The organism is Pedobacter sp. MC2016-05, from assembly GCF_026239735.1.
Classification (GTDB): Bacteria; Bacteroidota; Bacteroidia; order Sphingobacteriales; family Sphingobacteriaceae; genus Pedobacter.
This window is the reverse complement of sequence record NZ_JAPIVT010000005.1, coordinates 186,609-205,337: the sequence shown is the minus strand read 5'-3', so window position 1 is coordinate 205,337 and position 18,729 is coordinate 186,609. Positions and strand designations below refer to the sequence as shown.

Genomic DNA, 18,729 nt, shown 5'->3' with positions numbered 1-18,729 from the left:
ACCATTTATAAAATCATCAAGCATTTCATTCAATCGGCGGGAAACGATTTGAACTGGCAACAAAAGAACAATTAATCCCATCCTTTATACTAGAGGTTGTATATTTACATTTTAATAAAATCATCATGAATAAATTGATTTCTTCGATAGCCGTTTGTATGCTATCAATCACCTTATTTTCATCTTGTCAGCAAGAAAAGAAACTTCCGTTTTATGGCGAACGACATGCGGAAACCGTTAGAGATGCTGCAGGTGTTGAAAAGATAGACACGGTTTATCAAACCATTCCAAATTGGTCTTTCCTTAATCAAGATAGTGTGATTACGACTAATAACGTTACTGACGGAAAAGTTTATGTAGCCGATTTTTTCTTTACCTCTTGTACCACCATCTGCCCAACCATGCATCGTAATTTGATGACGGTTTACAACGAATTTAAAACCAACCCTGATGTGATGTTTGTATCACACACTATTGACTTTAAATACGATAAACCTTCGGCACTTAAAAAATATGCAAAGAAACTCGGTGTTGATGGACCGAAATGGCAATTTCTTTATGGAAGTAAAGACAGTGTGTACACGCTTGCGGAGAAAAACTACCTGGTAGCGGTTGGCGAAGATAGCACAGCAAAAGATGGTTATATTCACCAGGGATATTTAGTCCTGGTTGATAAAGATCGCAGGATTCGCGGCGCTTATGACGGCACAAAGGAAGAACAGGTTGAACAGTTGAAAAAAGATATTCCGGTTTTATTAGCAGAGTATAAAAAATAAATTTTAACCACAGATAAAAAGGATAACCACAGATAACAATACTAAATCTGTGTTCATCTTTCCTTGTCTGTGGTTGACATTAAATAAAAATCCATGCGCAAATACATCATTAACTCCATTTTTTTACTTTCAGTTGTCGCCATTATTGTTTCTTGCCAAAACCAGGAAACGATCGACTTGCAAAACTATATGTCTAATGGAAAAGATATTTACAAAGCAAAATGCCAGAACTGTCATGGTGAAAATGGCGAAGGTTTAGGTCAGCTCGCTCCTCCTTTAACTGATTCAGTTTTCTTAAAATCCAATAAAAAGCGTCTTGCTTGCATTATTAGAAATGGAACGGATGAAAAAATGACCATTCACGGTAAAGAATACCAGGAAAAAATGCCGGGCTTCCCTGAATTGGCAGATATCGATGTGGCTCAGGTAATGGTTTTTGTTACCAATTCGTTCGGGAATAATCAAGGTTTTGTTCCCTACTCACAGGTTTCTACACAATTGCAAAATTGTAAATAATCAAACTTCTTCAAATAATTTGACTTAAAAAGCCCATCTTTGCGCAAAATGCAGGTTGTTCTATCGCTGTTCCGATTCATCGGGAGAGAGGAAAGTCCGGGCAACGCAGGGCATCTCGCTTTCTAACGGAAAGGAGTTCAGGATTGAAAACCTGAATTACGGATCAGTGCAACAGAAAATATACCGCCCCGAGCAATCGAGGTAAGGGTGAAAACGTGCGGTAAGAGCGTACGAGCATTGCGGGCGACTGCAATGGTTTGTAAACCCCGAGAGTTGAAAGACCAAATAGGCTAACGCATGTAGGGCTGCCCGTCCGATGTTAGTGGGTAGGTCGTTAGAGATAAACGGCAACGTTTATAGTGGATTAATGATAGAAATCCTGAGCAATCAGGAAACAGAACCCGGCTTATAGACCTGCATTTTTTTTGTTTTTAAAAGCAAATTATTCAAGGTGATGCCCCAAAACTCAAACTTTTCTATCATCAATTTTTATCGGTTGCCACGGAGACACGAAATTCACGGAAAAATACTACCAATTGTATAATACAAAAGCTTATTTAATCCAGGGTGATAGGTTATTGAGTTAGAATTCGCTGTTTACTAGACAGCATTGCGTTAATAACTTGATGGAAGTGACAATCTTCATATTTATCTTCCGCTAAAAAGTATAATTTGATTGGATAATCCAATCAAATACTACCTACTATTTTCCGCTAAAAAACTTAAAACCTTTTTCACTATTTCTCGTTTATAGGCTAAATTGAATGTATAATAAACTATACATAAATTTAAAATTATATATTAGCACTTCAATTAGAATAAGAATACCAAATGGCCAAACTATTAATTATTGATGATGAGCGGGCAATTCGAAGCACCCTACGCGAAATCTTAGAATACGAAAATTACGATGTTGAAGATATCGATAATGGTATCGACGGCCTTGAAATGATCAAGAAAACCAATTTCGACTTGGTTCTTTGCGATATCAAGATGAATAAAATGGACGGTATGGAAGTGCTTGAACAGGCACAAATCATCAAACCAGACTTACCTTTCATCATGATTTCTGGTCACGGAACTGTAGAAACAGCCATTGAGGCCAGTAAAAAAGGTGCCTTCGATTTCATTTCGAAACCACCAGATCTAAATCGTTTACTAATTACCGTTCGTAATGGTTTAGATCGTGGAAATTTAGTTACTGAAACAAAAGTTTTAAAGCGTAAAGCAAGTAAAACCCGCGAAATTTTAGGTGAATCTGAAAGTATCTCAAAGATTAAAGAAACGATTGAACGAGTTGCCCCTACTGAAGCACGAGTTTTAATTACAGGTGCAAATGGTAGTGGTAAAGAACTGGTTGCCCGTTGGCTACATGAAAAATCAAATCGTGCTGATAGCCCGCTAATTGAGGTGAACTGCGCTGCAATTCCATCAGAATTAATTGAAAGTGAGTTGTTTGGCCACGAAAAAGGTTCATTTACTTCGGCTGTTAAACAACGTATTGGTAAATTCGAACTGGCAAATGGCGGAACATTATTTTTAGATGAAATTGGCGACATGAGCCTTTCTGCACAAGCTAAAGTGCTTCGTGCTTTACAGGAGCATAAGATTTCTCGTGTTGGTGGCGAAAAGGAAATCGAAGTCAATGTTCGTGTTTTAGCGGCAACCAATAAAGATTTATTAAAAGAGATTGAAGACGGCAATTTCCGTATGGATTTGTACCACCGTTTGAATGTAATCAACATCCACGTGCCTCACTTAACAGAACGTACCGATGATATTCCAGTGATTGCACAGAATTTTCTGGAAAGTATTTGCAATGACTATGGCATGCCTGTTAAAAAAATTAACGAAGGAGGTATGGCGGCATTACAAGCTTTGCCCTGGACAGGTAATGTTCGTGAGTTACACAATATGATTGAGCGTTTGATTATTTTGAGTGATAAGGTGATTACCGAAAATGATGTACGTGCTTTCGCCAATCCAGGCGGCGGAACGAACATTGGTGCGGCAACAAGTACACAAATTGCTAGTTCTGCGAATGGTTCAGGGATGTCTTCTTCTTTCGATAGCTTTAATAATTTCCAAGATTATAAAGATCATGCGGAGAAGGAATTTATCAAATTTAAACTGGAAAAAAACAATTGGAACGTATCAAAAACTGCGGATGAAATCGATATTCAAAGAAGTCATTTATATAGCAAGATTGAAAAATTTGGTTTGAAGAGAGAATAATTCAAAAAATTATAGGTTGTAAGTGATGAGCTTTAGGGCTTAAAACTTACAACTTAAATTAACCCATATAATCATTCTGTCTCATCAATAAAGCCCTGTATTTATTGAAAATTGCTGTTTTAGAAACGAAACCCTGATATTGGTTTTCGTTATTGATCACCGGCAAAATCCACGCATTTTCTTGTTCCATTTTCTTCAGAACTGTTTTCAAATCATCAGCAATATTAATGGTAAGTGGAGCTTGCTGAACTAAGTGTGAAACAGTCAGGCTTTCCTTCTGCTCCTCTTTAATCATCTCTCCGAAAATTTCTTCCACGTAGATAATCCCTTTAAAATCTCCTAACTCATCAATAACTGCACAAATATTTTTATGCGACTGAACAATTTCGTTCATCTTCATGGAAATTAAATCATTAAGATAGAGAGCAGGATAATTTTTCTCTATCAGATATTTTAGTTTCATCTGATTCAAAACTGTTGTGTCTTTATCTTCGTGTGATAACAGTTCGCCTTTATCCGCTAATACCTTCGTATAGATAGAATGTTTCTGCGCACTACGGTTAATAGCATAGGAAATCGCAGTAGTTATCATTAAGGGGACCATTAATATATAACCCCCGGTAATTTCGGCAATCAGAAAAATGCCTGTTAATGGTGCATGCATGATCGCTCCCAAAGCAGCTGCCATACCTGCAACTATGAAATTCGAAACGTTCAAATGGGCAATTCCCGATAAGTTGACCATGTAAGCGAAAATAAAACCAATTAATCCCCCCATGATTAAACTCGGCGCAAAAGTACCCCCGTTGCCTCCTGCACCCAAAGTAACCAGGGTAGCAATCGATTTCATAAATATGGTTACAATTGTGAAAAGTATAACCACTGCCGGAATGCTGCTGTAATCGGAAAAGATACTGTTGTTAATTACCGTTAAATAGTCGCCTTTCAAGAGGCCTTTAATGGTAATGTAGCCTTCACCATAAAGCGTTGGGAAAAGAAAAACTAGCGCCCCTAACATCAAACCACCAATAATAACTTTGGTATAAGGATGTTTAATTTTATAAAAAAGGCCTTTAACAGCATAGTTTGCCTTGGTAAAATAAATTGAAAACAAACCAATTAATCCAGCCAAAAGTACATAGTAAAATAAGGCGTTAATTTGCCATCCCTCTGTTACCAGGAAAAATAACTGTTGGGTGTAAAATATACGTGCAACTACTGCGGCGGTTGCAGCCGACAACAACAATGGGATAAACGCCGGTATGGTGAATTCAGGAAGTAATATTTCGATTGCGAATACGATTCCGGCAACAGGACTATTAAAAGCGCCGGCAATACCGGCTGCCGCTCCACAAGCCACAAGCATGGTAATTTCCCGATAGGATAAACCTAAAACACGTGCTAAGTTAGATCCAATTGCCGAGCCACTAGTAACAATTGGTGCCTCTAAGCCTGTTGATCCACCGAAACCTACCGTTACTGCAGCAGTGATGATTTGAGAATAAATATTATGCGCCTCTATCCTGCTTGATTTTTTGGAGATAGCGTAGAGCAACGGGGTTAAGCCAGTTTCAAACTTGCTTTTTCTGATGAAATATTTGATGTATAAAACAGTTAACAGGATTCCAATCATCGGAAAAATGAAATATAAGTAGTACTTATATTTCCAGTGCCAGTCTGATTGAAGAAACTCTTCGATATGGTGTGTTAAACTCTTTAACGCCGCGGCCGCCAGACCAGCGAGAATACCAACAATAACAGCAAGTATGATTAGGAAATTACGGTTTGATATTTTTGACTTTCTATATTGGTTAATCTTATCAAGGTAATTTACAAATCTGATATACATGTTATTATATTTTCTGGTTATTGATTTTAAGCGTCAAATTTATCCAGCTGTTTGATTAATGTGGCAAAATCTTTCGGATAAGGTGCATCGATTACAATGTCTTTATCATCTAAACCTTTAAAAATTAAATGTCGGGCATGGAGCGCAAAACGTTTCATAATCGGTTGCTCCTCCTCACCTTTTGATAATCTATAGCCTCTTTTAATTGATGATAAAAATACAGGTTTTCCTTTGTACATGTCATCACCCACGATAGCAGCACGTTGCGTAGCCAGGTGGATACGGATTTGGTGCATACGACCGGTAATCGGTTTACATTCTACTAACGTATAATGTTTATAATATTTTAATGAATCGAACACAGTCTCTGCTCTTTTTCCTTCTGCTCTGTCGATGGTTACGTTTTTATTTCCATCATTCAGAATAGGTAGATCAACCAATAACTTGTCGAATATTACGTGGCCATCAACTACTGCATGGTAGGTTTTGTCAACTTTCCTGCGTTCGAATTGCATGGATGCATGGCGATAGGCTTCAGGATTTTTAGCAATAATCAAAGCACCAGAAGTTTCCTTATCTAAACGGTGACAAACCTGTGCATCATCGCTATATTGTTTAGCCAAACGCAATACATTAGTTTCCCCAGAACCACCTCTTTCATCGAGAGAGGCTAAAAATGGTGGTTTATTGATTACAATAAAATCGTTGTCTTCAAAAAGAATAAGGTCTTTAAAATTCGGGTACTTCAAACTGTGTGCTATTAATGAGCCGCAAAAATACGGATTTTATTTTATTGGTTCAGAATTTAACCACAGATAAAAAGGATAAACCCGGATAAGGAAGCCGTATTAAACTTCACCTTATAGCCAGTAATGGAGTAATCTTAATGCTCTGGATTAGTAAGTGCAGGGTATAATTGCTTCATGCCTCAAAATGATGCAAACAAAAAGACACAGATTAATCACCAGCAAGAATCTGTGTTAATCTGTGTCCATCTATGGTTAATATTTTATTAAGAAAGCTCGAACTTATAACCAACACCTTTTACAGTTGATACATAAGTTTCGCCTAATTTTTCGCGAAGTTTGCGGATGTGAACATCAATGGTTCTATTGGTAACCACAACAGAATCTTCCCAAATATTTTTAAGGATTGATTCACGGGTGTAAACCTTACCAGGTTTAGAGGCCAAGAGATATAATAACTCAAATTCTTTTTTGGCAAGAACAACTTTATTTCCGCCTTGAAAAACTAAATAAGCTTCACGGTCGATCACTAAATCGCCAATTTCTAATTTGTTTTCTGATACTTCTTCAGTTCCTGTGTTCCTTCTTAAAATTGCATTAATGCGACTTACTAAAGCCCGAGGTTTGATTGGTTTTGCAATATAATCATCGGCACCTACATTAAAACCCGCAATTTCTGAATATTCCTCACTTCTGGCAGTTAAGAAAACCATAAAAGTGTTTTTAAACTCTGGAATTGCCCTCATCAGTCTGCAAGCCTCAATTCCATCCATTTTAGGCATCATGATATCTAAAATGATTAAATCTGGATGAACTTTTTTAGCAACAGTAATTCCTTCCTGACCATTAGTAGCGGTAAAAACCTGGTAACCTTCTTTTTTTAGGTTGTACTCAATCAGTTCCAGAATATCTGGTTCATCATCAACAATTAATATTTTCTGACCTGCGTTGTTCATAGTTAAATATTTGTTACGAAAGTACTGTCTCTGATGTAATTTCTAGTTAAGCCTAAGTTAATAAATTGTTAACGACTCAAATTAGTTTAACATTTAGTTTCTTTTAACGTAACGTTTTAGCTAGAAAAGCTTCCAGCTCCTCTCCACGGAGGTTTTTAGCAGCAATCTTTCCTGTCGGGTCGATAATATAAGAAGTAGGAATTGCCTGAACCTGATATTTTTTAACTGTTTCTCCGTTAAAATCTTTCAATTCAGACACCTGATTCCAGGCTAAACCATCTGCCTTGACAGCACCTAACCATGCAGCTTTATCAGTATCTAGGGATATTCCTAAAATGTCGAAGTTTTTAACTTTGTATTTATTGTAAGCTTTTACCACATTCGGATTTTCCTGACGACATGGTTGACACCAGGAAGCCCAAAAATCCAAAAGAACATATTTACCCTTATAATCTGCTAAACTAATTGCTTTCCCGTCGGCCGTATTCATAGTAAAATCTGGAGCCACCTGTCCAACCTGAACAGCCTTCAATAACGCCATCTGTTTTACAAAAGTATCTACCGTAGCATTACCTTTAATTTCATCTTTAACTTCATCTGCAAATTGTACAAGTTCCGCCTCATATTCTTGCGGACTAAGCGTATTCATCGCGTAAAAGCTAGCAAGCGTACCTTTATTGTCTTTAGCAAACTTGATGATCTGCGTGTTCAATTGATTAATATACGACTGATACTGAGGCTTCATCTCCTCTAATATCGCAGCTCTGTTTTGTGGTTGAGTAGCCACTTTAGCCTCAAAATCCGCCTGCAACTTTTCAGCTTGTTTTGAGAAATTATTTCGAATGGTATTTAACTCTGATAGTTTTTCAACCTCATTGGCTCCAGATATTTTGTAAGCCATTGATTTATCAGTTAAATCAGCTTCTAATTTAATTTGATCACCATTTTTGGCAATTAGCATAAATTCATGATTGCCTATTGAAACACGGAAAAAATCTACAGATGGAGTTTTACGAATAAATTTAAATTCGCCTTTTTCGGATAAATTAGTCGAATCGATGGCGACCATTTGACTGCTTTGCATCCCGTATAGGAAAACTTTCTTCTCTGTTCCAGGGTTCTGGAATGTTCCGTCAATTGTAAAACTATCTTTCGGTTTACATGCTGTAAAAGCAATCGCAATTAATACGATCAGACTTAAATTTTTTAATCTCATTATTTTAATTTTTCTAGTATTAATTCATTCAATTTTTTAGCATCTGCTTTACCTTTTGCCAACTTCATTACATCGCCAACAAACAAGCCTAAAACGCCTTTTTTACCTTTTTTATATGCCTCAACTTGTTGTGGATATTTGGCTAACACTTCATCAATAAATGCACCTAATTCATCGCTGTTTTCTGAAATCAGTAAATTTAATGATTGTGCAAGTTTAGTCACATCAGCTTTTGGTTCCGTTTCAATAGCCGGTAATAATTGCTGAATGGCGATTTGTTGTGTAAGCTTTTTATCATCTACCAAATTAATTGCAGCAGCTAATTGTTCTGGTTTAACATTATAATCATTAATAGTTATTCCCTTTTCGCTTAATACAGCCCTAACCGGGCCAATTAACCAGTTAATAAGTGTTTTTTTAGTATTAACAATTGGTAAAGCTTCATTAAAATAATTTAACAGATCCAAATCCTCTGCAAATAAAGCTGCGTCTGCTTTTGTAATACCAAATTCGGCAACCATTTGCTTCGAAATTTCATTTGGTAAAGCGGGCATGGCCGATGTGATTTCTGCCAGCCAATCATCAGAAATAAAAATAGGCTGCAAATCCGGATCAGCGAAATACCGGTAGTCGTTTGCCTCCTCTTTTGTTCGCATTGGCGATGTTGTGCCTTTATCAGCATCAAAATTTAATGTGCTTTGGATGATTTTGCCGCCATTCTCAATTACCTCCACTTGTCTGCCAAATTCAAAATCCATTGCTCTACGTACGTTACGCATAGAATTTAGGTTTTTTACTTCGCAACGGGTACCAAATTCTGCGGAACCATTCGGTCGGATAGAAATATTTGCATCGCAACGCAAACTCCCCTCCTCCATGTTTCCATCACTCACATTTAAATGGCGGACCAACTTTCTAATTTCAGTAAGCAGTGCTGATGCTTCTTCGGCGCTACGAATATCAGGCTCCGTCACAATTTCTATCAAAGGAACTCCCGCACGATTTAAATCAACTAAAGAATAGTTATCATCCTGATCGTGAATACTTTTTCCTGCATCTTCTTCTAAATGGATTCTGTTGATTCCTATTTTCTTCGTTGAGCCATCAGCTAATTCAACTTCAAGGAAGCCATGTACACAGATTGGCTGATTGTCCTGTGTAATTTGATAACCTTTTGGTAAGTCGGCATAGAAATAATTTTTTCTATCAAAGTGATTGGTTTGATTGATTGTACAATTTAAGGCCAGGCCAATCCTAACCGCTTTGGCTACCACCTCTTTATTTAGCTTAGGCAAAGCACCCGGTAACGCCAATGAAACAGTTGAAATATTATGATTAGGCGAAGCCCCGAAAGATGCACTATCGGCCGAGAATATTTTGGTATTGGTGTTTAATTGAACGTGAATTTCCAGTCCTGAAACTAGTTCGTAATTGTTTTCGGTTGTCCCTAAACCCATAGATAAATGATGCCTTTAAATGTTATTGAGCTGGCAAATATAGTTAAAGAATGTTAAAACGAATTGCCTCAATTAAACTACGCGAAAATGCTTTTGTCTATTTCAATAATTAACACACACAAGGAACCTTTAATTAAAAAACATTATGAAAAAGTTAATTTTATTTGCTGCAGTTTTGATGGTTTCATTATTCAGCATAGATGATTCAAAAGCTCAAATTAATTTAAACGTTAATATTAGCCAACAACCAGTTTGGGGGCCTACAGGTTATGATCATGTAGATTACTATTACCTGCCGGATATCAATGCATATTACAATGTCCCATCCAAACAATATATCTATTCGAATCAAGGCAATTGGGTCTGGACAAACAGTTTGCCAGGTCAATTCAGAAATTTTAACTTATACCGAGCATACAAAGTTGTTGTAAACGAACCCAAACCATATTTAAGAAATAACGTCTATGTAGCTAAATACAGTAGATTTAAAAACTTTAATGGCCGCCAATTGGTGATTAGAGATAGTCGCGATAGTAAATATGATGTGGTGAAAAACCACCCCAACTATAAAGCTGTTGCGGTGAGTAATAATTGCAATCGCCAAAATCGTACACAAAAAACTGTTGTAAAAATAAATCAAAACTCAAGAACAGCTCAAAATGCCAATCGTGGCAACGATAGAAGAATAGAAAATGATCGTCCAGATAGGAATAAAGCAAATGGTAGAAGTAAATAGCGTGATTTAGTTGTGATTAGGGAGTTTCGAAAGAAGCTCCCTTTTTTTGTGGCACGCCTTTTGGAAATATGGGTCTATCAACACAAATTAAATCGATTATGAAAAGATTATTTTTAGTAGCTGTAGTAATGATGATTTCGTTCCTCAGCATGCCGGCAAAGGCTCAAGTAAATTTGAATGTAAATATTGGTTCACAGCCGCTTTGGGGACCCACTGGTTATGATCACGTTGATTACTATTATCTTCCAGATGTGGAAAGTTACTACTATGTTCCGAAAAAGCAATTTGTATATTTAAATGGAAACGACTGGGTTTTTGCGAACAATCTACCATCGAGATACGGAAATTACGATTTATACAATGGGTATAAAGTGGTAATTAACTCTCCAAAACCTTATCTAAATTTTAAGAATGATAAGGTTAAATACGGAAAATTCAAAGGTAACAAAGGTCAGTTGGTCATAAGAGATAGCCGCGACAGCAAATACTACGTGGTAAAAGGTCATCCACATGGAATGCCACCTGGACAAGCGAAAAAAATATACGGTAAAGCGAACAAAGGAAATGGTAACCATGGCAAAGGAAACGGAAAGGGAAAACACAAATAATTGTTAAGTGATTAAGGAAGGGCTTCGAAGAAGCTCTTTTTTTATATCTCTGTTACAATAGATTTTTTGGCATAGCGTTTGAATTTGTATTAAACACACAAATAGAACCGATTATGAAAAAGTTATTTATCATCTCCGCGATTGTAGGTATCGTGGCTTTAACATCAAATCAATCTAACGCCCAGGTAAGTATTAATGTTAACATTGGTGCGCAACCGGCTTGGGTTCCTGTTGGTTATCAAAACGTAAATTACTATTACTTACCTGAAGTACAGTCTTATTATTATGTTCCGCAACGCCAGTTTGTTTATTTAAATGGAAATCGCTGGACTCGATCTAGATATTTACCAGCTAGATATAGAGGCTATGATTTACACCGTGGAAGAAAAGTGGTTGTATACGGAAACAGCCCATATCGCAGTTACAATACGCATAGAGTTAGATATTCTAACCATAAGAATGTATTTCGTTCATCATATGGCGGCGGAAACAGGGGTCGTTATAACGCACCGCGAAACCATTACAGGCCACAACGCGTAGATTATAGACGTCACGATCAAAGAGTTAATGCTAGTTTATTTTCTAGAGGACATAGAGAAAAACATGGTAGACGTTAAATAAAAAAAGAGGCTTTAAGCCTCTTTTTTTATGATTAGTTTACATTATAAGTATTATCACTTTTCACTTTGTCTGGAACATGACTACTGCCCATTGTTACTTTATTCAGTTTTTTCGAAGTTTTAATTTCGATTTGCACTTCCTTTGCGCCATCCTGCCATACAGCGATCGTACTATGATTGGTTTCTTTTGATCCATCTGCATAGTTTAACACCAAATCAATCGGTAACGCTTTAATCCCTTTATTTTCAATTTTTATTGAATAACCAGTGTCTGTTTTATCCACCGATTTAATTGCCATATCCAAAACGCCGCCCTCAAAAAACCATGACTTCCAAAACCAGTTTAAATTTTTTCCACTTCCTTCATTCATACTGTTAAAGAAATCGTAAGGCATTGGGTGTTTCCCGTTCCAATTGTTGATGTAGTTGTGAAGCGCTTTAGTAAACAACTCCTCGCCAAGATAATCTTTAACATACAAATACGCTAAACCAGGTTTCGGATAAGAATTGGTAAAACTTCCAGATCCTTTTAAGTCAGGTGTTAATGTCATGATGGGAGAATCATCTTTATTTCCTGATGAAGCTGCTGTTGGCTGAATACCATATTCATCAACGATGGTGGAATCGATCATTGGTGAAATTAGCCACTCACCTATCGTGGCCCAGCCTTCATCCATCCAACCATATTTGGTCTCATTTATACCCATATAAAATGGGAACATGGTGTGGAAAATTTCGTGATCTGTTAAAGTAATCGCATCTTCCCTATTATCAACTGGCTTATCATTAACCATCATCGGATATTCCATTTGGTCTAAACCATCGAAAATCGTTTCATGATTATATGGAAATGGCCATTTCGGAAATTTGTAACTCATTGATTCAACAGTTTTACGAGCAAAATCAATCACTTCATAATAGTCTTTGTGCTTAGCGTTAAAAACAGCATCAACCCTGGTTCTCCTTTTTGTTTTTGGATCAACCATCAAGCTGGTTGATTTCCATAGATAGTGATCACTTAAAGCAAACACAAAATCGGTAACATTTTTGGCTTCGAATTTAAAGGTGTTAAAAGTATTGGGCTTAGTTACCTGTTTCATTGCCAAATCCTTTTCTGTAATCACATCTACAATTCCATCATTTTTTTCTGCTGAAGCGATTCTAGTGGCGATTTCTTTATAAAATACTTCATTAGCATTTTTTAAATCGCCTGTAGCCCAAACGGCATACCCACCAGGAACTTTAATCTCTGCATTAAACTGATCGAAATCGTTGTAAAATTCTTCTGCTCCTGTATAAGGATATTTGTTCCAGCCATCCACATCATCGTAAACGGCAATTCTAGGAAAGAAATAAGCTATAAAATGCGAGCCATCATCCACTTGTCCGGTACGAATGTGCGAGCCCTTGTTTAAAGTATAATTGTAGTCGAAGTTAAACTTGATGCTTTTACCAGGTAAAAGCGGTTGAATCATGATATGCATATTCGCGCCGTCAATTTGCAAACTCCCTAACGCTAACTGACTATTGTTTAGGGCTGCGGCTGTAATTTGTACGCCCTCACCCAAATCAGAATCTGCTATTTTTGATTTTCTGATCGAACCCTTTTTATACAAATTTGGGTAGATTTTGAACCAAATTTCTTTTAGTGTATCGGGGCTGTTGTTGATATAAACTACATCCACCTTACCCTTTAACAACCGTGTTGAGGGATTAAAATCAACCTTTAAATCGTATTTTGAAGAGTTTTGCCAATAGTTTTTCCCTGGTTTTCCACTAACACTACGGGTCTCTTTGTTGTATGTATTCTGAAAAACCGGTTCAATAGGCAATTGAACCTGAGCCTTTGCATATACTACAGAAAAAAGTATAATGCTAAATATTTTAATCACTTTCATTTTAAATCAAACCTTAATACCGTCTGCTTACTTACCAAATTTCATCTTTAGCTGCTCAAGCATATCGTTATTAATAGGTTGTGCAGGCTTATCTGGTTTTTGCTGAGGCTTTTGTTGATATTGTGGCTTTTGCGCAGCAGCCGTTGGTTGTGGTTTTGGGGTGCGGTTTTCGTTTTTCTTGGCATTAAATTTTGCCCATTCCTCATCCAGTTTTTTCTTCGTGTATAAAGGAAAATCACCTTGTTTCATCCAGGCATAATAACTTGGTTCAACAGCAAAAACTTGTTCGGTCGTTTTTCCTTTGTGTTTTCCGAAGTTAAAACAAACCTCATTTTTATCATTATAAACCATTCTGCCAGCAAAATCTACTGGCTTATGTATGTTAGTAAATACGTGTAAGGCATCTACATCATTCACAACAGGAATGCTTTTGTTGCCCTGTTTATCTTCAAATTCTTTTTCCTTGTACATCTCTAGCTGACCAAGCAAAACTTTATAAGTTGCTATTACATCTGCCTCTGCAGCATGAGCGTTTATTAAATCTTCCTGGCAATAAAATTTATAAGCTGCTTTTAATGTACGTTGCTCCATCTGGTGGAAAATATTCTGAACATCAACGAATTTGCGTTGGTTCATATCAAAATCTACATCAGCTCTTAAAAATTCTTCCAACAACATCGGAATATCAAACTTATTTGAGTTGTAGCCCGCCAAATCACTTTCTCCGATAAATTCGGCAATTTCTTTTGCTAACACTTTAAACGTTGGCTCGTTTGCAATGTCTTCATCGTAAATGCCATGAATTAAAGAAGTTTGTAATGGAATTGGCATTTCTGGATTTACACGCCAGGTTTTAACCTCTTCTTTACCGTCTGGATATGCTTTTAAAATCGCAATTTCTACTATTCTATCAGCACCTACATTTATACCAGTAGCTTCTAAATCGAAAAATGCTAATGGACGTTTTAAATTTAATTTCATTTTATTGAATAAGAGAAAGAATACAGCGTCTTACTGCATCGAAAATTATGTTTATCCAAAAGTGCTAAAAAGGATTGATTTGTTTGTAAAACACCGTATTAAATTCGAAATATAATTTTCAAATTATTTCTGAATATTAAATGCTAGCTTTAAATTGCTGCAAAATTTAAAGACGCACTCTATGAAAAAACTAGTACTTTTTCTCTTACTAATTTCCGCATACATACCGGTTTTTGCTCAGAACTTTAATTTTGGAGCCATTACCTATGATGATTACGAATTTGACCGAAACAAGCTTGACAGTAACGCAAATGCAATAGTGCTCAAAGAATTTGGTACAGCAAGGATAGATATCGATGATGCTACAGGAAGGCTTGAACTTATTTTCGATTACCATGTAAAAATCAAGATTTATAACAAAGAGGGATTCGAAAACGCAAATGTCGTAGTGCCTTTGTATAAGGATGATTCTCGGGAAGAAACCATCAACGATTTAACCGCATCAACGTTTAACTATACTGACGGTAAGTTTGTTGCAACACCTATGGATAAAAAAGCTATATTTTTCGAGAACCGATCAAAGTATACGAAGGTTTTGAAATTTACGCTACCGAATTTGAAGGAAGGATCGATAATAGAATATAGCTACAGGTTAAAATCTCCAAACCTGTTTAATTTCAAAACATGGGAGTTTCAGTGGGAAATACCAAAGGTGATCAGTGAGTATCTGGTTTACATTCCGGGTATTTACAATTACAATGTTTCCCTTAGGGGTTATCAAAAGCTAAGCGATCAGAAGGTTGAATTAGCTAAAGAATGTTTGCGCATTAATGGCGCAAATATAGATTGCTCCAAAATTACTTACCTGATGAAAGATATACCCGCATTCATTGAGGAAGATAATATGACCGCTCCAAGTAATTTTAAATCAGCTATTTATTTCGAACTTTCTGATGTTACCAATCCGTCCGGGGGCAAAACATCGTACACAAAAACATGGAAAGATATTGATTACGAACTGTCCAGCGATAAATCGTTTGGATCACAAATGAAGCGTAAGGATATGTATAAAGATCTTATCCCTTCTATAATTAAAGATGCACCAGACGATCTGACTAAAGCGAAAGCCATTTTAAACTACATTAAAAAACAAATTAAGTGGGATAACTATTACGGAATTTATTGTGCGGAAAACATCAAGAAATCCTTCGATAACAGATCGGGAAACGTTGCTGATTTGAATTTAAATCTAATTGCGGCACTTTCTGCTGCAAACCTTGATGCTGAAGCCGTTATTCTATCTACCCGTGAGAATGGCACGATAAATAAACTTTATCCTGTAATCAGCGATTTTAATTATGTAGTTGCCAAATTAAACATTGGTGATAAGAGCTACATGCTCGATGCTACCGAACCACTTCTGCCTTTCGGTTTGCTGCCTTTACGTTGCATGAATGATCAGGGTAGAGTAATAAATCTTAAAAAACCATCGTATTGGATTGATTTAAAAGCAAGCCAGAAAACAGTAACCAATTACATTTTGAATGGAAAACTCACTAACGAGGGTAAAATAGTGGGCACATTAACTACTATTTATCAAGGCTATGCCGCTTTTGCCAAAAGGAAAGAAATTAAAAGATACACCTCTACTGATGAATTTGTAGAAAAACTGGACGAACGGTTGGTTAAGATAAAGATTTCCGATCATGTGATTAGCAATTTAGACAGTGCAGAAAATGCGCTTACTGAAAAATACGAAATAGAATTTACCATGAACGATGGAGCAAATAAAGATGAGTTTTATTTAAGTCCGTTTTTTATTAACGCTATTTCAAAAAACCCTTTCAATTTAAATATCAGAACTTATCCTGTTGATTTGGGTGCAGCATCTGATGAAAGGATTATCATCAATATCGAACTGCCAGCAAAGTATAATTTAGTAGAAAAACCAAAAAATTTGGCTATTGGCTTACCCAACGGTGGTGGTAAGTATCTGCTGCAAACTCAATTGGATAATAACACCTTGTCATTGAGCCAGATATTGCAATTTAACAACGCTGTTTATCAGCCAGATGAGTATCCATTTCTAAAGGAATTTTATAGTAAAATAATCCAAAATCAAAAGGTAGAATATTTATTAAGAAAAGGCGAATAATATGAAATACAAACTTATTATAATATGCCTTTTTACTTTGATTGACACCGCTTTTTCACAGGATAATTACGATGCTGATTTAATCCCCGGACCACTCAAATACAGAGCTAACTCTTGTATCAGAAATGAGCAAATATTGGTTGATATGCGTTCGCCGGAAAACGTATTGTTAACCGTAAAGAAAGCGATTACTGTATTCAACGAAAATGGAGAAGATGAAGCAAGGCTGGTATTGAACTATGATAAAAATACCGCTATAAAAACAATAAAGGGTGAAGTTTACAATGCTGTTGGTAAACCAATAACCAAGTTTACGCAAAATGACTTTAGTGATGTAAGTGCAGCAGATGGTTTTTCCTTGTTCGTAGATAGCCGCGTAAAGCATTATCTGCCGAATGTGAATCAATATCCGTATACCATCGTTTACAATTATGAAATTCGTAACAAACAGAATTTAATTATTCCCAGATGGGTCCCAAAGCGTGGCGATGATGTTTCGGTGGAAAAAAGTTCTTATACTTTTATTTGTAAACCAACTGATGAGGTGCGCATAAAAACTGTTAGTTATGCTATGGAACCAGAGATTTCTACAGATGAAAAGCAAAAGAAAATGGTATGGAAAGCCAGCAATATCGTAGCTGTTAAAAGTGAACCCTTTAGTCCTAACCCCGAAACTTATAGAACAAGCATTCAAATTGCGCCTAAACAGTTTACTTATTACAACCACAAGGGTAGTTATCAAAATTGGGAGGAGTTGGGGAAATGGGTTTATGATGATCTGATTAAACAGCGAAATAGCTTGCCGCCAGCTACCATAACGATGGTGAAAGATTTGGCAAAGGATGAAAAAACAGATAAAGATAAAGCCAGGAAAATTTATCAGTATTTGCAAGATAAAACGCGATACATCAGTGTTCAAATCGGTATCGGTGGTTTACAGCCTATCGCGGTAAGTGAGGTCGATCGTTTAGGATATGGAGATTGTAAAGCGCTTGTAAACTACATGCAAAGTATGTTGAAAGCTGTTGATATAGAATCTTATTATTGCGTAGTGGAAGCTGGAAGCGAAAAAATAAGTCTTGACCCTCAATTTGCAGATATGGCTCAGGGTAATCACATCATTCTCTGTTTGCCACTTAAAGGCGATACGACCTGGCTGGAATGTACGAATCAAAAAATTCCTTTTGGGTTTTTAGGAGATTTTACGGATGACCGGCTGGTATTTGCCTGTACTCCTGAAGGCGGAAAATTACTTAGAACACCTAAACTAAGTGTACAAAACAATCTTCAGATAAGAAACGTAAATTTGAGTCTTAGTGATGATGGTACAGCTCTAGGCAATATGCAAACGGTTTTTTCGGGCGCCCAATACGATAATCATGAATCAAACATCGAAAAATCAATAACCGAGCAACATAAAGCACTTAAAATTTGGTATAATCTTGATCATATAAATTTCGAAAACATCACTTACTTAAGAGATAAAACTGATAATCCGAAAATTACAGAAGATGTTAAAGTTAATATCCGTCAATATGCGCCAGTGCAAAACAATAAGATGTATCTACAGTTAAATGCTTTTAATATCTCGAGAGATATTCCGGAAATAAAAGTAAGAAAGCTTCCTGTTTATATAAATAGAGGCTATACTGATGAAGACACCATCACTTATTCGATTCCAGAAAACGTATTAGCTGATTTTATTTTACCGATGAATAAAAAACTGGAAAGTGATTTTGGGTCTTATGAATCGAAGGTAACTGTTGAGGGTAGAAAAATCATTTACTACAGAAAAATCAAAATTAACGACGGAACATTTCCTTCCGAAAAATATAGCTTATTCGCAAAGTTTATGACCGACGTAAATACTGCCGATAATTTGAAGTTGATCCTTAACTTAAAAAAATAATACCTAATGCAATCCCAACAATCATAATTAAGTACATTAAAATTTCTGTACTTGCAAAGCGTTTATATTTA

Annotated in this window: 15 protein-coding genes and 1 other RNA gene; 9 read left to right on the top strand and 7 right to left on the bottom strand. The window is 36.3% G+C overall.

Features of this window, described 5'->3' with window-relative positions; genetic code table 11:
* Positions 1 to 125: 125 nt before the first annotated feature.
* From OQZ33_RS09510 to OQZ33_RS09495, 4 genes are all read left to right on the top strand, one after another.
* Positions 126 to 776 (top strand): SCO family protein, encoded by a 651-nt coding sequence (locus OQZ33_RS09510; protein ID WP_265798804.1) that lies wholly within the window; start codon positions 126 to 128, stop codon positions 774 to 776.
* 93 nt (positions 777 to 869) lie between these two features.
* A complete protein-coding gene (locus OQZ33_RS09505; RefSeq protein ID WP_265798803.1) occupies positions 870 to 1,292 on the top strand; it encodes a c-type cytochrome in 423 nt (140 codons plus the stop codon).
* Positions 1,293 to 1,339: 47 nt separating this feature from the next.
* Positions 1,340 to 1,717, top strand: an RNA gene (gene rnpB, locus OQZ33_RS09500) — RNase P RNA component class A.
* Positions 1,718 to 2,123: 406 nt separating this feature from the next.
* On the top strand, positions 2,124 to 3,527 hold the full coding sequence (locus OQZ33_RS09495) for a sigma-54-dependent transcriptional regulator (RefSeq protein WP_265798802.1): 1,404 nt from the start codon (positions 2,124 to 2,126) through the stop codon (positions 3,525 to 3,527).
* A gap of 58 nt (positions 3,528 to 3,585) precedes the next feature.
* On the opposite strand, the gene OQZ33_RS09490 is transcribed toward OQZ33_RS09495, so the two are convergent.
* From OQZ33_RS09490 to gatB, 5 genes are all read right to left on the bottom strand, one after another.
* Positions 3,586 to 5,376, bottom strand: coding sequence for a chloride channel protein (locus OQZ33_RS09490; protein WP_265798801.1), 1,791 nt, complete (start codon positions 5,374 to 5,376; stop codon positions 3,586 to 3,588).
* A gap of 26 nt (positions 5,377 to 5,402) precedes the next feature.
* The gene (locus OQZ33_RS09485; protein WP_056848962.1) at positions 5,403 to 6,125 is read right to left on the bottom strand and encodes an RluA family pseudouridine synthase; all 723 of its coding nucleotides are present in this window, start codon (positions 6,123 to 6,125) and stop codon (positions 5,403 to 5,405) included.
* Positions 6,126 to 6,388: 263 nt separating this feature from the next.
* Complete coding sequence (locus OQZ33_RS09480) at positions 6,389 to 7,078, bottom strand: response regulator transcription factor (protein ID WP_029274338.1); 690 nt, start codon at positions 7,076 to 7,078, stop codon at positions 6,389 to 6,391.
* Positions 7,079 to 7,181: 103 nt separating this feature from the next.
* A complete protein-coding gene (locus OQZ33_RS09475) occupies positions 7,182 to 8,294 on the bottom strand; it encodes a TlpA disulfide reductase family protein (protein WP_265798800.1) in 1,113 nt (370 codons plus the stop codon).
* On the bottom strand, positions 8,294 to 9,751 hold the full coding sequence (gene gatB / locus OQZ33_RS09470) for an Asp-tRNA(Asn)/Glu-tRNA(Gln) amidotransferase subunit GatB (RefSeq protein ID WP_265798799.1): 1,458 nt from the start codon (positions 9,749 to 9,751) through the stop codon (positions 8,294 to 8,296). Before gatB ends, OQZ33_RS09475 begins: the two co-directional genes overlap by 1 nt.
* Before the next feature lie 145 nt (positions 9,752 to 9,896).
* Here gatB and OQZ33_RS09465 point away from each other — a divergent pair, with 145 nt between their 5' ends.
* The 3 genes from OQZ33_RS09465 (at position 9,897) to OQZ33_RS09455 (ending at position 11,712) form a co-directional block, all read left to right on the top strand.
* Positions 9,897 to 10,487: a hypothetical protein gene (locus OQZ33_RS09465; RefSeq protein ID WP_265798798.1), complete on the top strand. Its 591-nt coding sequence runs from the start codon at positions 9,897 to 9,899 to the stop codon at positions 10,485 to 10,487.
* Positions 10,488 to 10,585: 98 nt separating this feature from the next.
* Positions 10,586 to 11,095, top strand: coding sequence for a hypothetical protein (locus OQZ33_RS09460; RefSeq protein ID WP_265798797.1), 510 nt, complete (start codon positions 10,586 to 10,588; stop codon positions 11,093 to 11,095).
* A gap of 113 nt (positions 11,096 to 11,208) precedes the next feature.
* A complete protein-coding gene (locus tag OQZ33_RS09455; RefSeq protein ID WP_265798796.1) occupies positions 11,209 to 11,712 on the top strand; it encodes a hypothetical protein in 504 nt (167 codons plus the stop codon).
* A gap of 35 nt (positions 11,713 to 11,747) precedes the next feature.
* Here OQZ33_RS09455 and OQZ33_RS09450 read toward each other — a convergent pair whose 3' ends face one another.
* Both OQZ33_RS09450 and OQZ33_RS09445 read right to left on the bottom strand, forming a co-directional pair.
* The gene (locus OQZ33_RS09450; protein ID WP_265798795.1) at positions 11,748 to 13,613 is read right to left on the bottom strand and encodes a M1 family metallopeptidase; all 1,866 of its coding nucleotides are present in this window, start codon (positions 13,611 to 13,613) and stop codon (positions 11,748 to 11,750) included.
* A 27-nt stretch (positions 13,614 to 13,640) separates the two neighbouring features.
* Positions 13,641 to 14,594, bottom strand: coding sequence for a 3'-5' exonuclease (locus tag OQZ33_RS09445; RefSeq protein ID WP_265798794.1), 954 nt, complete (start codon positions 14,592 to 14,594; stop codon positions 13,641 to 13,643).
* Between the two features lie 181 nt (positions 14,595 to 14,775).
* Here OQZ33_RS09445 and OQZ33_RS09440 point away from each other — a divergent pair, with 181 nt between their 5' ends.
* The gene (locus OQZ33_RS09440) at positions 14,776 to 16,749 is read left to right on the top strand and encodes a DUF3857 domain-containing protein (RefSeq protein WP_265798793.1); all 1,974 of its coding nucleotides are present in this window, start codon (positions 14,776 to 14,778) and stop codon (positions 16,747 to 16,749) included.
* 1 nt (position 16,750) lies between these two features.
* Positions 16,751 to 18,658 (top strand): DUF3857 domain-containing protein, encoded by a 1,908-nt coding sequence (locus OQZ33_RS09435; protein ID WP_265798792.1) that lies wholly within the window; start codon positions 16,751 to 16,753, stop codon positions 18,656 to 18,658.
* Positions 18,659 to 18,729 lie beyond the last annotated feature (71 nt).

Coding starts and splice junctions, on each gene's coding strand:
- OQZ33_RS09510 (WP_265798804.1), top strand. CDS start 126: ATGAATAAATTGATTTCTTCGATAGCCGTTTGTATGCTATCAATCACC.
- OQZ33_RS09505 (WP_265798803.1), top strand. CDS start 870: ATGCGCAAATACATCATTAACTCCATTTTTTTACTTTCAGTTGTCGCC.
- OQZ33_RS09495 (WP_265798802.1), top strand. CDS start 2,124: ATGGCCAAACTATTAATTATTGATGATGAGCGGGCAATTCGAAGCACC.
- OQZ33_RS09490 (WP_265798801.1), bottom strand. CDS start 5,376: ATGTATATCAGATTTGTAAATTACCTTGATAAGATTAACCAATATAGA.
- OQZ33_RS09480 (WP_029274338.1), bottom strand. CDS start 7,078: ATGAACAACGCAGGTCAGAAAATATTAATTGTTGATGATGAACCAGAT.
- OQZ33_RS09475 (WP_265798800.1), bottom strand. CDS start 8,294: ATGAGATTAAAAAATTTAAGTCTGATCGTATTAATTGCGATTGCTTTT.
- gatB (WP_265798799.1), bottom strand. CDS start 9,751: ATGGGTTTAGGGACAACCGAAAACAATTACGAACTAGTTTCAGGACTG.
- OQZ33_RS09465 (WP_265798798.1), top strand. CDS start 9,897: ATGAAAAAGTTAATTTTATTTGCTGCAGTTTTGATGGTTTCATTATTC.
- OQZ33_RS09460 (WP_265798797.1), top strand. CDS start 10,586: ATGAAAAGATTATTTTTAGTAGCTGTAGTAATGATGATTTCGTTCCTC.
- OQZ33_RS09455 (WP_265798796.1), top strand. CDS start 11,209: ATGAAAAAGTTATTTATCATCTCCGCGATTGTAGGTATCGTGGCTTTA.
- OQZ33_RS09450 (WP_265798795.1), bottom strand. CDS start 13,613: ATGAAAGTGATTAAAATATTTAGCATTATACTTTTTTCTGTAGTATAT.
- OQZ33_RS09445 (WP_265798794.1), bottom strand. CDS start 14,594: ATGAAATTAAATTTAAAACGTCCATTAGCATTTTTCGATTTAGAAGCT.
- OQZ33_RS09440 (WP_265798793.1), top strand. CDS start 14,776: ATGAAAAAACTAGTACTTTTTCTCTTACTAATTTCCGCATACATACCG.
- OQZ33_RS09435 (WP_265798792.1), top strand. CDS start 16,751: ATGAAATACAAACTTATTATAATATGCCTTTTTACTTTGATTGACACC.